This window comes from Halobacterium sp. R2-5, from assembly GCF_011734195.1.
Taxonomy (GTDB): Archaea; Halobacteriota; Halobacteria; order Halobacteriales; family Halobacteriaceae; genus Halobacterium.
In genome coordinates, this window is sequence record NZ_JAANTH010000002.1 from 81,611 (window position 1) to 95,469 (window position 13,859).

Consider the following 13,859-nt stretch of genomic DNA (forward strand, 5'->3'; position numbering starts at 1 on the left):
ATCACCGCGGACGCCTACTCGCGCACCGCGGCCTCGACGTCCGCGAGCGACCCGTCGGTCTTGAACGTCGTGCCGCCGAACTGGGTGCGGGAGGCGGCGAGGCCGGCGTCCCGGAGCGAGTCGAGGAACTCGTCCATACCGACGGCGGGCTCGGACCACCGCTTGTAGAGGCGGTGCTGGTCGTAGTGCGTGGGTTCGTGGAGCTCGCCCTCGATCGTGTCGAGGAGCTTCCGCGCGCGCTTGGCGGCCCCCATGTAGTCGGTGACGTGCTCTCGCACCTCGGCGACGAAGTCGGCGTCGTGGGCGGGCCCGAGCCACAGCGGGCCCGCGGGCAGCACCTGCGAGCCCCCGCAGTGCGCGCAGGACTCGGGCGGGTCCGCAATCAGGCCGCGCTCGTGCTCGCGGTGCAGGCACTCCTGGCAGTGGTAGACGTAGCCGAGTTCGTCGATGGCGTTGTTCGCGTCCGTCGCGCGGTGCGAGAGGTCGAGGTACGTGCGCACGTAGTGGTCGCTGACGTGGCTGAGGATGGGCGTGACGCCGACGTCGTAGCGCGCGGCGGTGCGCGCGAGCGCGGACAGCAGCACGCGCAGCCCCATCTCCGCGTGGTACTCGGTGTTCCGCGGGACGGCCGAGTACTTCCGGACGCCGGACTCGAAGTGCGCGCCACACAGCGGCGCGGTGTCGGTCGCGGTCACGCAGACGAGGTTGCGCGCGTTCGCGAACGCCGCGTCCGCGAACGGGATCGGCGTCCCGAACGGGTCGAGGTCGACCACGTCGAAGAACCGGCCGTCGTCGTGCAGGAGGCTGTTGACGTTGCGCTCGACGACCTCGCCGTCGAGGTCGTTGCGCGAGAGGTTCTCCCGCGCGAGCGCGACCGCGTCGGGGTCGAGGTCCGCGAGCGTCGCCGTCCAGCCGTGCTCGGCGGCGCGCACGCCGCGGACGCCGCTGGCGGCCATCGCGTCGAGGTACGTCTCCGCGCGCGGCTCGCGCTCCCGGTACGCCGACAGCGCGGCGACCGTCAGGTCCCGGTTGAGCTCCTGGGTCGGGTTGAAGAACACGCCGTCGCCGGCGCCCTCGCCGCCGCCGGACTCCCCGGGGACTTCGACGGTCACGCGGCCTTCCTCGACGAGCATACCGCTACTCCGAGCGACGCCGAAAAAAGGCCGACGGTTGCGAGGGCCGAAGGCCCTCGACAATGCGAACGGGGAGCGCGTGCTCGACCGAAGGAGAGCACGGAACGACGAACGGCGAACGCAGTGAGCCGTGAGCTACGAGGAACGAAGTTCCTCGGAACGAGCGAGCGGCGAGAAACTACTGCGAGCCGCGGGAGTGAGCACGTCCGCGGGCGGCTCGCCCTAGTTCCCGACGTCGGTCGCGCGCTCGACGACGTCGCTGCCGTACTTCGCTTCGAGCTCGTCGTGCTGGTCGGGCCGGTGCTCGTAGACGTCCTGGAACAGCGTGATGGGCGTCTGCGCGGCCTGGTAGGTGGCTTCGTCCCACATGCGGTCCTTGCTGAGGTCGACCTCGACGCCGTCGACGTCGAGGGTGGCGGACTGGGTCATCGCGATGGCGCCCTTGCCCGCCTCCTTGGCGGCCTCGAACTCCTCCATGGAGTCGACGATGTCGCTCATGCTCGGGACGTACGCGGTCCGGTCGAGCAGCTCCTCGCGGAGCTCGTCCTCGTCGAGTTCGCGCTCGTCGCCGCGCGCGCGGAGGACGTAGGTGTCGCCGTTCTCCTCCAGGTCGAGGTCGTCGCCGTCGTACACCTGGCGGCCGTCCTCGGCGTCGAGTTCGACCTCGCGGCCGCCGACGTCGAGCAGCCAGCTCCCGGTCTCCGGCGGGAGCGGCGCGGCGTTGGCCACCTCGACCTGTTCGGGGGTGAGCGACCAGATGCCGGTCATCCCCTTCGAGCGGTTGTCCCGCATGCGCTCGCGGTAGCCGTCGACGTCGCGGATGTCGTCGTACGGGCCGTCGACGGCGACGAGGCCGGCGGCAGCGGCGCCCCGCGAGGTGTTGTGGCGGAGTTCCGCCCACGGCGGCAGTTCGCCGGTGGGCGTCATCGCGCGCATGTCCTTCGTGTAGTCGACCTCGCCGTCCACGAGCAGGAACATGCGTTCGAGGTTGTTCGACGGCTTGCCCATCTCCTCGCGGAGGTCGCCCATCGCGAGCTCGGCGGCGCCGCTCTCGACGATGACGGACATCGAGAGGCTGCCCTCCTCGAGGCCGTGCTCGTGCTCGACGACGGTGATGGCCTCGTCGGCCTTCTTCCAGTCGTCGACGTCGCCAACCTCGGGAATCACGAAGCCGTCGACGTGCTCGACGGCGCCGCCGTCGGGGTCGGCGATGGTGCGAATCTGCTCGAAGCCGCGGCGGCGGGCGCCCGGGCTGTCGCGGTGCCAGACCACCCGCGGGTGGATCTCCCCGGGGAAGTCGGCGCCGTGCTCGCTCACCACCTCGACGATGTTCTCGGCGCCCTCCTCGCGCATCGACGGCGCGGTGGCGTCCTCGTTGTCCGGCACCCAGACGTCGGGGGCCTCCATCCCGCTGAGTCCGGCGGCGCTACGCAGCATCTTCGCGGAGTCGTCTTCGCCTTCGACCGCGGTCGGCGTCGTGAAGAACGTGCGCACGAACTCGCGGTCGTAGTGTCGCTCGGTACTCATGTGTCCGTCATGTGTGTCTTCGCATATTAATCATGTAGGCGACTCAGTCGTCCTGGCCGGCTTCCGGCGTCGCCTCGTCGGCCGTGATGGGGTCGCTCTCGTCCTCGGTGAACCCCTCGGACTCCTCCATGCGGCGACGGGCCTCGGGGTCGAACTGGGTCTCGATGTCCTGGTAGCGGCTGACCAGCGAGAGGTCGTGGTGGGACTCGGTCTCGTGGCCGAGGTAACGGTCTTCGAGGTCGAACTGCGCCTGCTCGGCGTTGTTCGCGATGTTCTCCATGTCCTCGTAGACGGCGTGTGCGCCCGAGTGCAGGCCGTAGAGGGTGATGAAGATGTACTCGTAGCCGAGGTCGCCGAGCTCCTCGAACGTCAGCGGGTCGTCTTCCTCGCTCCACGCGAACGACGACGAGTAGTTGAACGCCAGATCGAGGTCCGGGTGGGTCTCGTGGATGGTCTCGGCGTACTCGACGGCGTCCTCGCGGGACGGGTCGGGCATCTCCGGCCAGACGAGGTCGGCGCCGGCGTCCGCGTAGATGCGGCCGCGTTCGAGGTGGTCCTCCCAGCTGCCGTTCGCGGAGCCGTACGAGTCGATGCGAGCGATGATGACCGTGTCCTCGCTCTGCTTGGCGTCGACGGCGGCCTCGAAGCGCGAGCGCGCCTTCTCCTGGGAGACGACTTCCTTCCCGGCGATGTGGCCGCAGCGCTTGGGCGTCGTCTGGTCCTCGATGTGGATGGCGGCGACGCCGGCCTTCTCGTACTCGCGGACCGCGCGCCGGACGTTGTGGACGCCGCCGTAGCCGGTGTCGGCGTCCGCGATGACGGGGAGGTCGGTGGCGTCGACGATGCGCTTGGCGTTCTCGACCATCTCGGTCATCGACACCATCTCGAGGTCCGGGAAGCCGAACTGCCCGAGGACCGTGGAGTAGCCGCTCATGTAGACGGCGTCCAGGCCGGCGCGCTCGGCGAGCCGCGCGTCGAGGGCGTGGTAGAGCCCGGGCGCGAACACGTAGGGGTCGTCGTTTGCGAGCAGGTCGCGGAACTCGCGGCCTGCGGGGTTGTCGAGGTCTCGGTGCGTGTAGTCGGGGTAGTCGTCACTCATCGGTGGGTTCCGTGTGTCGGTGGCTCCAGACGGTCTCGGAGAGCGATTCCTGCTGGTCGGCGTCGGCGCTGAGGTCCGGGACGACGGGCGCGCCGGTGTTCTCTATGTCCGTGTAGGTGGGCATGGTGGGTTGTCGGTGGGTCGGCGTGGTGGTCGGTAGCCGGTGCGTGCGTTCGTCGGGTGGGGTGCTACGTGCATCGCGACTGGTGAGGCGACGGGCAGCCGCATAAAGTTAATGAATAATAATGTAATATGGCACGAATGGCATTAACAATAATTAAGGAATTATTTTGATACGTCACTACATACCACAGTCCGGCACCGAACCTGCTAAACCACGCCCCGCCCAACACCGGTGCGTGCCCGAGGTCGACGACTGGCGGGCCGCACTCGCCGACGCCGGCGAACTCACCGCCCCCATCACCCAACGCATCCTCGCCGAACACGGCGACCGCGGCCAACGCGCCATCGAAGCCGCCAGCGAAGGCCGCGTCAAACAGTACAACGACTTCACGGTCGTCGTCGGCCACGAAGACGAGTACATCGTCGAAGACGGCAACTGCAACTGCCAGGACAGCCAGTACAACCTCGACCCCGACGAGTCCTGCTGGCACGCCATCGCCACCGACATCGCCGAACGCGTCGGCGAAGTCGACCACCACGACATGTACTACAGCGAAGTCCGGGATTTCCTATAGCGACCTTTTACGCTTCGCTCGGCGGCTACGCCGCCTCGCTCGGTAAAAGCTCGGCCAAAAGCACTCCTCCCTCACTTCGCTTCGCTCCGTTCGGTCGTCGGCCCGCGCTCGTTCGCTGCGCTCACTCGCGCGGTGAACCGCGACCCTTCCGGGTCCTCCGGACCGCTCGGGTCGCGGATGCTCGTCGCCATTTTTCCTCACTCTTCGTCGCGCCGGTGTAGCATCCACGAGAGCGGTTCGGGGTCGCCGTCCTCGCGCAGGAGCACCGTCTCGTCGGTGTGTTCGAGCGCGCGGCGGACGCTCTCGGTGTCGCGGTCGGCCCACCAGTCGTACTCGCGGTACAGCGACTGGAGCTCCTCGGCGGTCGCGCCGAACTCGACGGTGGCCATACCGAGTCGTCGGCGAAGCGGGAGAAAAGCGTTGCTCGGGCGGGGGAGCGGTTCCCTACTGGTCGGCGCAGATGTCCACGAAGTTCCGGAGGATCTGGAGCCCCGTCTCCCCGGACTTCTCCGGGTGGAACTGCGTACCGAAGACGTTGCCCTCGTCGTTCGCGACGATGGACGGGAACGTCTCGCCGTAGTCGGTCTCCGCGACGACGTGGCCGCCGTCCTCGGGCTCGGCGTAGTAGGAGTGGACGAAGTACGCGTACTGGCCGTCGACGCCGTCGACGAGCGGGTGGTCGCGCGTCACGTCGAGCTCGTTCCAGCCCATGTGCGGGACCTTCACGTCGCCCGTGAACCGGCGGTTCCGCCCCGGAATCAGGTCTAACCCCTTCACGTCGCCCTGCCCCTCGCGTTCGGCCTCCTCGCTCTCCGTGAGCAGCATCTGCATCCCCAGACAGATACCGAACAGCGGCCGCCCCTCCTCGGCGGCGTCGGTGAGCGCGTCCCGGAACGGCCCCGCGTTCTCCATGCCGTCGCCGAACGCGCCGACGCCCGGCAGCACGATGCCGTCTGCGTCGTCGAGCGCGCCCGGATCGTCGGAGATCGTGATGTCCGCGTTCGCGCGCTCGAGCCCGCGCGTGACACTCCGGAGGTTCCCCAGCCCGTAGTCCACGACCACGACGGACGCCGTCGTCTGGTCGGTCGACGAGATACTCATGGTCGTGCCTTCTCCCCCCAGGCGCAAGTGGGTTTCCCTCCGCCGTTTGGTACATAGTGATGGGTATTCCTCGTTATAGTTGAATGGCAAATCTTTTCAGGCACCTCTCGTATTCACAAACGAATTCCCCATGGCGGGACGACGCAACTTCCTCAAAATCGCAGGCGCGACAGGTATCGCTGGACTCACTGGACTCGCTGGCTGCACTGGTGACGGCAGCGGCGGCGACGGCGACGGTGGGAGCGGCACGACCGAGAGCAACGGGACGACCGCCGGCACGACCGAGAGCGGCGCGGCCGAACTCACGTTCACGCTCACGCCGGCCGAGTCCGAGGTCGACGTCAAGCAGCAGTACCAGCCGATGTTCGACTACCTCGAGTCCGAGGCGGACGTCGAAATCACCTCCAGCGTCGCGGCGGACTACGCCGCGGTGTACTCCTCGCTGGAGTCCGGCCAGACGGACGTCGCGGACGCCGCCCCGGCGATCGCCATCCAGAGCGCTGACAACGACGTCGCGGAAGTTGCGGGCATCCGCATCGCGTACGGCGCCGCGAAGTACTTCTCGCTCATCACCACGACGACGGACAGCGACATCGAGGAGCTCGCCGACCTCGAGGGCGAGACGGTCGCGTTCGCCGACCGGCTCTCCACGAGCGGCTCCATCTTCCCGCTGTACATGCTCAACGAAGCGGGCCTCGACACGGGCGGCGCGCCCAACGGTACGCCCAACGACTTCGAGGGCCAGTGGTCGGACCACTCCCAGGCCCGCGAGACCCTCATCAACCGCGACCCCGTGAAGGCCGCCGGCACCGGCGCGTTCTCCACGGCGACCCACGTCCCCAAGGACCAGTTCCCCCAGCAGTTCCTCGATATGTCCGCGGAGAACGACGGCGACCTCGGCACCGAGGACCCGGACCTCGACCTGATCGCGACCTCGGACCCGATTCCGCGCGCGCCCATCCTCATCCGGACGGGACTCGACGAGACCGTCAAGTCCGACGTGACCGACGCTCTGCTGAGCGCCACCGAGGAGGACCTCATCAACGAGGACCTCGGCGACGACCAGCAGCTCTGGTTCACGGGACTCGAAGAGGGTACCGTCGACGACTACCAGCCGGTCCGTGACGCCTTCGACGCGCTCGGCGTCGAACTCGGCGACGCGTAACGCGACACCGCTAACCGATTAACCTATTTGTTCCCCGTGATGACTGCCCACAAGCCCGCCAGTCGGGTTAGGCGGCCGTACAAGCAATGATCGAAGTCTCAAATCTGAGCAAATCCTACGGCGACATTCAAGCTGTCGACGACGTCTCGTTCACGATCCCCGACGGTGAGTTCGTCGTCGTGCTCGGCGAGTCCGGCGCGGGGAAGTCCACGCTCCTGCGCTGTCTCAACGGCATCACCGAGCCGACGGAGGGGACGATTACCATCAACGGTGACCCCGTCGAGGGGCCCCGGGACGACGTCGCGATGGTGTTCCAGCAGCACTACCTCATCGAGGAGATGAGCGCGTACAACAACTCCCTCACGGGCGCGCTCGGTCGCACGACGTTCTTCAACAGCCTCCTCGGCCGCTACACCGAGGCGGACAAGTACGAGGCGCTGCGCGCGCTCGAAACCGTCGGCTTGCTCGACGAATCCGGGCAGTCAGTCGGGCAGATGAGCGGCGGCCAGCAGCAACGCGTCGGCATCGCTCGCGCGCTCGTCCAGAAACCGAACCTCCTGCTCGCCGACGAGCCGGTCGCGAGCCTCGACCCGGCGTCCGCCGAGCAAGTGATGGCGTACATCCGGCAGGCCGCCGACGAGCGCGGCCTGTCGACGCTCGCGAGCCTCCACCAGGTGAACATCGCTCGCGAGTTCGGGGAGCGGTTCCTCGGCATGAAGGACGGCGAGGTCATCTTCGACGGCTACCGCGAGGACCTCACTGTCGACATCATCGACGAGATCTACGGCGCGATCGAGACTGAAGCGATTCGCACGGAGGCGGAAGCATGAGCGCGGAGACCGAAGGCGCCGACGCCTCCGCCTCGGGCGCCGTCAAGGAGCAGTTCACGCGCATCCGCATCAACAAACGCGCGCGGCAGGTGTTCGCGCTGTTCGCGCTGGTCGTGTTCGGGTGGCTGTTCTCGCTGGCGCTCGGCCAGGTCGGCTTCTCCATCGCGGAGATCATGGAGTACTGGCCCGACTTCGAGGACGCGCTCGGGCAGTTCTTCCCGCCGGGCGAGGTGTTCGGCATCCCGTTTGTCGACCTGGGTGCGTACTGGTCGTTCATCCAGGCGAACAACCTCCTGTTCCAGCTGGACACGAACGGCGCGGGCGTCGCGTTCTGGAACTGGACGTTCGTCCCCGGGCAGATGTTCGTCACGCTCGCGATGGGGTTCGCGGGCACCGTGCTCGGGCTGCCGGGCGCGCTCCTGCTGGGCGTGCTGGGCTCCGAGCGCGTCACGCCGTACCCGTTCAACTTCATCTTCCGCGGTACGATGAGCGTCATCCGCGCGATTCCCGCGCTCGTCTGGGCGCTCATCTACATCCCGCTGGGCGGCGTCACGCCGTTCACGGCGACGCTCGCCATCGGCACGGACACCATGGGGAACCTCGGCCGCCTGTTCACCGACGCCCTCGAAGAGGTCGAGGACGGCCCCATCGAGGCAATCGGCTCGACGGGCGCGAACGGCCCGCAGCGCGTCGTCTTCGGGATGCTGAGTCAGGTGTTCTCGCCGTTCATCGCGTGGACGATGTACATCCTCGAGATCAACACGCGCATCGCCGTCACGATGGGGCTCATCGGCGGCGGCGGTCTGGGGTTCGTCCTCCAGACTCAGCGCGGGCTGTTCAAGTACACGAACATGATGGCGACGATTCTGGTCATCTTCGTGCTCGTCATCTCCGTGGAGATCGTCAGCCAGCGCGTCCGGTCGTACATCCGCGGCACCGAGGAGTCCTCCGGACTCATCGCGCTCATCGTGGAGTTCCCACAGCGGATGGTCCGCACGCTCTGGCAGTGACTCAGTAGTCCCCGAGCTGGGACTGCCCGCCGCTCTCGCCCGCCATCGTCGCTGCTTTCGCTATCGTCTCCGTGAACGCGTCCCGCTGGCTCGCGTCGTACAGCGTCGCCGCCGGGTGGAGACAGATCAGTACTTCCCGCCGCTCGCCCCCGAGTTCGACGCGCTCGACGCTCCCGGTCTCGTTGGTCACCGCGACATCTCTGCCGAGGAGGTGTTCGCCCGGCACTTTCCCGAGCGTGACGACGACTTCCGGGTCGACGAGGTCGATTTCGCGTTCGAGGTACGGCCGGCAGTTCGCGAGCTCTTCTTTCGTCGGGTCGCGGTTCTCGGGCGGCCGGCACCGAACGCAGTTCGTGATGCGGACGTCCGCCCGCGAGAGCCCGGCGTCCCGGAGTTCGTCGTCGAGCACGCCGCCGCTGCGCCCGACGAACGGCACGCCCTCCTCGTCCTCGCTGGCGCCCGGCGCCTCGCCGACGAACAGCACGTCCGCGTCCTCGGGGCCGTCGCCGTTAACGATCTGGCTGCGGGAGTCGACGAGCGCCTCGCAGCGCGTGCACTCGGTGACTTCCAACCCCTCCATGCCGTCGGTGTCGCTCATACCTACGCCGTCCACGGCCGCGTGGTTAAGCGTTGCAACCTGCGGTCACGCTCGGTGTTCGTCGGCCGCGCGGCTCACGGTTCACTCCCGCCTCACTGCGTTCGCCGCTCGTCCGCACTCTCCCGGTGGTCGAGCACGCGCTCACCGTTCGCTCAGTCAGCGGCCTCCATGCGGTCGGCCGCTCGCGCAGCCAATCGCGCGACCCGCAACGGCTCCGGCCGGCCGCCTTCGGGCGCGAACGCGCGCACGACCTCCGCGGGGTTCTCGCAGCCGACGCTCCGCACGAACACGCGCTCGCCGTTCACGTCGACGGGCCGGCGGTCGGGCTGGCGCTCGTACACCGCGAGGCGTTCGTCGCGCTCCTCGCCGGAGAACTCCCGCTCGATGGCGGCTTCCAGTCCCTCACTCGCTTCGAAGGAGACGGAGAGCACGGGCCGCGAGACCGCCTCGTGGACGGCGTGCAGGTCCACGACGTTGAACCACGCGGGCGCGATTCCGGAGACGAAGACGTACCGGACGTCCTCGCGGTCGAGCCGCTGGTAGCACTCGACGACGGCCGCGGTGCTGTCGAGGCCGCCGACCGTACACGAAGTGAACGAGAATCCGTCCGCGACGCGGGACGCGCGCACGACGGCTCCGGCGAGCGTCGACGCGTTCCCCCGATACGACTCCGCGACGCCGAGCGCGCGCGTCCCGGACTTCACCGCCCTACTCGTTTCCGTCGGTCGTCTTCTCGCGGGCTCCGCCCGCTCGCTGGTCCCGTGGACGCTCCACAGCCGTCCACGCTACTCGCCCTTGATGTCCTGCAGCCGGTCGAGGAGCTCGTCGTTCGACGCCCCGATCTCGTAGTTCACGTCGCCGCTGTGTTCGAATTCCTCGGTGTCGAGTCCGTCGTCGGCGTCGATGTCTTCCGAGTCGAGAGACTGGTTCTCCTGTTCGGATTCGTCGTAGCTCCCGAAACCCATGTTCACTTGAACCTACGGGCCCCTCCCCCAAAAATTCCCCGCCGCGTTGGACGCCGACGCTGAAAAACCCCGCCGTTTTACGACCGCCGCGGGCGTGGGTGGTCGCATGGACGTCACCAACGTCACGCGCGACGCCGAGTCGTTCACGTGCAACGCCTACCTCGCGGACGGCGAGGAGTCGACGCTCGTGGACGCCGGCGCCTACGACGGCGTCGTCGACGAAATCCGCGAGCAGGTCGACGACCTCGACAGCGTCGTGCTCACCCACCAGCACGGCGACCACGTCGAACAGCTCCCCGCAGTCGTGGACGCCTTCGACCCGGACGTGTACGCGTTCGCGGACCACCGCCTCCGCACGCACGAACTCGAAGACGGCGACACCGTCCGCGTCGGCAGCGAGGCGGCGGAGGTCGTGTTCACGCCCGGGCACGCCCCCGACCACGTCTCGCTCGTTTCCGAGTCGTCGCTGTTCTCCGGGGACGTCGTCGTCCACGACGACGGCGCGTTCGACGACGGGAGCTTCGGTCGCACCGACATGAGTGGCCAGTCCCGCGAGCGACTCATCGGGAGCATCCGGGAGCTCCTCGACCGGATGCCCGCCGGTGTCGAGCACATGTACTCGGGCCACGGCGGCGTCTTCGACGGCGACGTCCGCGAGGTCGTCGAGCGCGCGCTCGAACGCGCCGAGCGCCGCGAGCCCAAGTACGACTGAGAGGTCTGGGACCGTCTGTCACACCTCGGGAATCCTTTTTCTGATAGGCGGCGTGTTCTCGCGCATGCCCGGGAGACCGTTCCTCGAAGGCGATACTGTCGACCTCTGCGCGGTCGCAGAGGACGACCTCGACTTCCTCCGCGAGACGCTGAACGACCCCGCGGTCTGGCCGTCGCTGTCCGCGCGAACGCCGCTCACCGAGCAACAGGAACAGGAGTGGTACGAGGAACGCGCCAGCGACGAGAACGGCGACGTGAATTTCGTCGTCGCCGTCGACGCTCGGAACTCGCGGAGCGATTCCGACGTCCATCAGAACGCCACGCGTTCTGAGGGTATCCAGCCAGTCGGCAGCGTCGGCGTGCACGGCCTCGACGACGTCGACGGCGGCGCCGAGGTCGGGCTCTTCCTCGGCGAGGAGTTCTGGGGGAACGGCTACGGCACCGAGGCCGGCCGGCTCGCCACCGACTACGCGTTCGCCCAGCACCGCCGCCACCGCGTGCTCGCGCGGGTCTTCGAGGACAACGAGGCGTCCGCGCGCATCTGGGAGAAGCTCGGCTTCGAACTGGAGGGCACGCACCGAGACGAAGTCTACGTCGACGGCGAGTACAAGGACGTGCGCTACTACTCGGTGCTCGAAGACGAGTGGAACGGCGAGAACTGAGTTACGTCGAGCGGGACTCCTTGGCCTTCGGACGCAGGTTCTTGTACCCGCACTTCCGGCACTCGCTGGCGCGCTTGGGGTTCCGGGCGTTACACCGCATGCAGATCTGCTTCTCGAGCAGTCGGGCCTCGATGGACTCGCTCATGCGCTCCCGTTCGCTCGGGGCGCGTTTAAGCGATTCGGAACCAAGCCCTCCCTCGCTCGTTGCACTCGCTCGGTCGCCCTTGGTGATTCCACCAGGTTACTGCGTGTTGAACCGGCTACTAGAGTAGGTTGTCGAGTCTTACATGAGGATACCGGCCGTTTCACTCCTCGTCGGCGAGGTAGTCCTCCTGTACCTCGACGACCTCGGCGGAGTCTTCGCACTCGCTGTACCGCCGCAGGGGCTCCTCGTTGAGTTCGAGGAACGTGTGCCCCCACGTGAACTTCGAGAGGATGCGCTCGGCGTGCTCGCGCTCCCCCAGGATGGCGAGCGCGCCCGCGAACGCCTCCACGGTGTTGAGCTGGAACGGCTGCCCGTAGTTCACGGGGTTCGCCGCGACGAGGAACGGGAGCGCGCGGTGCACGCCGTCGATCTCGAACATCGCCCGGCCCGCCGTCTCCCACGAGCAGTCCAGGGCCACCAGCCGGCCGTGCTCGGCGTCCGCCGGCGACAGCGCGGTGTCGGCGTGCGGATTCAGGACGACGCCGTACGGCGTCGCTCGCGCGGTCTCGTGGAGGACGGCCTCGTCGAAGCGCGCGAGCTTCCGCGCCGTGCACTTCTCGGGGTCGTCGTCGCCCTCGTACCGGACGTGCAGTTCCACGGGCGCAGTTGGGCGCCGGCGGGCAAAAGCCCCCCGCTCGACTGGACGACGGTCCGTGCTCGCTCGCGTTGTCGGAGATACTTCCTCGAAAGCCCCGGCGCTGTCGACTCGGGGGACTCGCTGCGCTCCTCGGCCTTCGGCCTGCGGTGCTTGCGTCGTCCGCCGTCGCCGACAGCGCCGCCCCTTTCAGTCCCGCCCGTCCCGTCGGCTGCGCCCCCGGCTACTGTCCCCCGCTTTCTTGGCCCCGTATCGCTTCTCTCACCGCATGGACGACGACGCCCTCGCGCAGGCGTACTACGACGCCATCGACGCCGGGGACTACGACGCGCTCCGCGACCTGCTCGCGCCCGACTTCGAGCACGTGCGCCTGGACATGACACTCTCCGGCAGGGAGGCGTTCGTCTCGTTCATGCGCGATGACCGCCCCAAGACCGACACGCGCCACGTCGTCGACGCGGTGTACGACGGCGCCGAGGGCGTCGCGGCGCGGGGCCGGCTGCTGGACGCGAACGGCGGCGAGCTGTTCGCGTTCGTGGACGTCTTCGACGTCGCGGACGGCGAAATCGCGGGACTGACGACTTACGCGAGCCCGGCGTCCTCGACGGCGGGCAGCACCTCCTCCTCGTAGAACTCCAGGAATCGCTCCTGCTCGGGGCCGACCTGGTGGATGTGGACGTGGTCGTAGCCCGCGTCGACGGCCTGCCGGATGGAGTCGACGTGGTCCTCGGGGTCGCGGCTGGTGACGAGCCCGGACTCCGCGACGTCCTCCTGGCTGACCGTCTGGCAGGCCTGCTCGAAGTGCGCGGTCGTCGGGAGCACCGCGGCGAGCTCGCCGGGGAGTTCGCTGTTCGGCCACCACTCGTGGGCGGTTTCGACGCCTTCCTGCTCGCTGTCGGCGTAACACGTGCTGAGCTGAGTGTACCGCGGACCCTCGCCGCCCGCGTCCGCCCACGTCTGGACGGTGTCTGCGGGGCCGACCGCCCAGAAGCCGTCCCCGAAGTCGGCGGCCGCGCGCGCCGTCGTCGGCCCGAACGCCGACACGACGATGGGCGGCGTCTCCTCGGGGAGCGTGAACAACCGCGCGTTCTCCACGGTGAAGTGCTCGCCGCGGTAGCTCTGCTGGCCGCCCGACCAGAGCGTCCGGATGATTTCGACCGCCTCTTCGAGCATCTCCAGGCGCACCTCGTGCTCGGGCCAGTGCTCGCCGACCACGTGCTCGTTGAGCAGTTCGCCCGTGCCGACGCCGAGGAAGAACCGGCCGTCGAGCATCGACGCCGCCGTCGCCGACGCCTGCGCGACGACGGCGGGGTGGTATCGTTTGATGGGGCAGTTCACGCCGACGCCGACGGGGATCTCGTCGGTCGCCTGCGAGACGCCGCCGAGCGTCGCCCACACGAACCCGCTCTCGCCCTGCTGGCTCACCCACGGGTGGAAGTGGTCCGAAACCGTGAGGAAGTCGAAACCCGCGTCCTCCGCGCGGGCGGCGTACTCCACGAGGTCGCTCGGCGGGTGTTCCTCGCTGGAGAGCGTGTACCCGACGTCGACCATTCACCCGCA

At 68.2% G+C, this 13,859-nt stretch carries 19 protein-coding genes; 7 read left to right on the plus strand and 12 right to left on the minus strand.

Going from position 1 to position 13,859, the window contains the following annotated elements; translation table 11 throughout:
- Positions 1-14 precede the first annotated feature (14 nt).
- From G9C83_RS08910 to G9C83_RS16165, 4 genes are all read right to left on the minus strand, one after another.
- Entirely contained in the window at positions 15-1,133 is a 1,119-nt protein-coding gene (locus G9C83_RS08910) for a tRNA (guanine(26)-N(2))-dimethyltransferase (RefSeq protein WP_167245794.1), read from the minus strand.
- 222 nt (positions 1,134-1,355) lie between these two features.
- Positions 1,356-2,660, minus strand: a complete 1,305-nt coding sequence (aceB, locus tag G9C83_RS08915; RefSeq protein WP_167245795.1) for a malate synthase AceB — start codon at positions 2,658-2,660, stop codon at positions 1,356-1,358.
- 43 nt (positions 2,661-2,703) lie between these two features.
- On the minus strand, positions 2,704-3,759 hold the full coding sequence (locus G9C83_RS08920; RefSeq protein WP_167245796.1) for an isocitrate lyase/PEP mutase family protein: 1,056 nt from the start codon (positions 3,757-3,759) through the stop codon (positions 2,704-2,706).
- A complete protein-coding gene (locus G9C83_RS16165) occupies positions 3,752-3,883 on the minus strand; it encodes a hypothetical protein (RefSeq protein ID WP_279587167.1) in 132 nt (43 codons plus the stop codon). Before G9C83_RS16165 ends, G9C83_RS08920 begins: the two co-directional genes overlap by 8 nt.
- A 235-nt stretch (positions 3,884-4,118) precedes the next feature.
- On the opposite strand from G9C83_RS16165, the gene G9C83_RS08925 reads away from it, so the two are divergent.
- Positions 4,119-4,457: a hypothetical protein gene (locus tag G9C83_RS08925; protein WP_167245797.1), complete on the plus strand. Its 339-nt coding sequence runs from the start codon at positions 4,119-4,121 to the stop codon at positions 4,455-4,457.
- A gap of 197 nt (positions 4,458-4,654) precedes the next feature.
- On the opposite strand, the gene G9C83_RS08930 is transcribed toward G9C83_RS08925, so the two are convergent.
- A complete protein-coding gene (locus G9C83_RS08930) occupies positions 4,655-4,846 on the minus strand; it encodes a hypothetical protein (protein ID WP_167245798.1) in 192 nt (63 codons plus the stop codon).
- Positions 4,847-4,901: 55 nt separating this feature from the next.
- Entirely contained in the window at positions 4,902-5,558 is a 657-nt protein-coding gene (gene hisH, locus G9C83_RS08935; RefSeq protein ID WP_167245799.1) for an imidazole glycerol phosphate synthase subunit HisH, read from the minus strand.
- A gap of 130 nt (positions 5,559-5,688) precedes the next feature.
- Here hisH and G9C83_RS08940 point away from each other — a divergent pair, with 130 nt between their 5' ends.
- The 3 genes from G9C83_RS08940 (at position 5,689) to phnE (ending at position 8,563) form a co-directional block, all read left to right on the plus strand.
- The gene (locus tag G9C83_RS08940; protein ID WP_167245800.1) at positions 5,689-6,723 is read left to right on the plus strand and encodes a phosphate/phosphite/phosphonate ABC transporter substrate-binding protein; all 1,035 of its coding nucleotides are present in this window, start codon (positions 5,689-5,691) and stop codon (positions 6,721-6,723) included.
- An 86-nt stretch (positions 6,724-6,809) separates the two neighbouring features.
- Entirely contained in the window at positions 6,810-7,553 is a 744-nt protein-coding gene (gene phnC, locus G9C83_RS08945) for a phosphonate ABC transporter ATP-binding protein (protein ID WP_167245801.1), read from the plus strand.
- Positions 7,550-8,563, plus strand: a complete 1,014-nt coding sequence (phnE, locus tag G9C83_RS08950; RefSeq protein WP_167245802.1) for a phosphonate ABC transporter, permease protein PhnE — start codon at positions 7,550-7,552, stop codon at positions 8,561-8,563. Before phnC ends, phnE begins: the two co-directional genes overlap by 4 nt.
- Before the next feature lies 1 nt (position 8,564).
- Here phnE and G9C83_RS08955 read toward each other — a convergent pair whose 3' ends face one another.
- The 3 genes from G9C83_RS08955 to G9C83_RS08965 form a co-directional block, all read right to left on the minus strand.
- Positions 8,565-9,161 (minus strand): uracil-DNA glycosylase, encoded by a 597-nt coding sequence (locus G9C83_RS08955; protein ID WP_167245803.1) that lies wholly within the window; start codon positions 9,159-9,161, stop codon positions 8,565-8,567.
- Positions 9,162-9,313: 152 nt separating this feature from the next.
- On the minus strand, positions 9,314-9,865 hold the full coding sequence (locus G9C83_RS08960) for a DUF99 family protein (RefSeq protein WP_167245804.1): 552 nt from the start codon (positions 9,863-9,865) through the stop codon (positions 9,314-9,316).
- 81 nt (positions 9,866-9,946) lie between these two features.
- Entirely contained in the window at positions 9,947-10,126 is a 180-nt protein-coding gene (locus G9C83_RS08965) for a DUF5786 family protein (RefSeq protein WP_167245805.1), read from the minus strand.
- A 106-nt stretch (positions 10,127-10,232) separates the two neighbouring features.
- On the opposite strand from G9C83_RS08965, the gene G9C83_RS08970 reads away from it, so the two are divergent.
- Both G9C83_RS08970 and G9C83_RS08975 read left to right on the plus strand, forming a co-directional pair.
- Positions 10,233-10,838 (plus strand): MBL fold metallo-hydrolase, encoded by a 606-nt coding sequence (locus G9C83_RS08970; RefSeq protein ID WP_167245806.1) that lies wholly within the window; start codon positions 10,233-10,235, stop codon positions 10,836-10,838.
- Positions 10,839-10,902: 64 nt separating this feature from the next.
- Positions 10,903-11,499 (plus strand): GNAT family protein, encoded by a 597-nt coding sequence (locus tag G9C83_RS08975; protein WP_167245807.1) that lies wholly within the window; start codon positions 10,903-10,905, stop codon positions 11,497-11,499.
- 1 nt (position 11,500) lies between these two features.
- Here G9C83_RS08975 and G9C83_RS08980 read toward each other — a convergent pair whose 3' ends face one another.
- The gene (locus tag G9C83_RS08980; RefSeq protein ID WP_058984215.1) at positions 11,501-11,644 is read right to left on the minus strand and encodes a 50S ribosomal protein L40e; all 144 of its coding nucleotides are present in this window, start codon (positions 11,642-11,644) and stop codon (positions 11,501-11,503) included.
- Positions 11,645-11,804: 160 nt separating this feature from the next.
- On the minus strand, positions 11,805-12,302 hold the full coding sequence (locus G9C83_RS08985; RefSeq protein ID WP_167245808.1) for a DUF367 family protein: 498 nt from the start codon (positions 12,300-12,302) through the stop codon (positions 11,805-11,807).
- Positions 12,303-12,567: 265 nt separating this feature from the next.
- Here G9C83_RS08985 and G9C83_RS08990 point away from each other — a divergent pair, with 265 nt between their 5' ends.
- Positions 12,568-12,930 (plus strand): nuclear transport factor 2 family protein, encoded by a 363-nt coding sequence (locus tag G9C83_RS08990; RefSeq protein WP_167245809.1) that lies wholly within the window; start codon positions 12,568-12,570, stop codon positions 12,928-12,930.
- Here the strand turns inward: G9C83_RS08990 and G9C83_RS08995 are convergent.
- Positions 12,882-13,850 carry a TIGR03557 family F420-dependent LLM class oxidoreductase gene (locus G9C83_RS08995; protein WP_167245810.1) on the minus strand — a complete coding sequence of 323 codons (969 nt, stop codon included), beginning with the start codon at positions 13,848-13,850 and terminating at the stop codon, positions 12,882-12,884. The genes G9C83_RS08990 and G9C83_RS08995 overlap by 49 nt on opposite strands.
- Between the last annotated feature and the right edge of the window lie 9 nt (positions 13,851-13,859).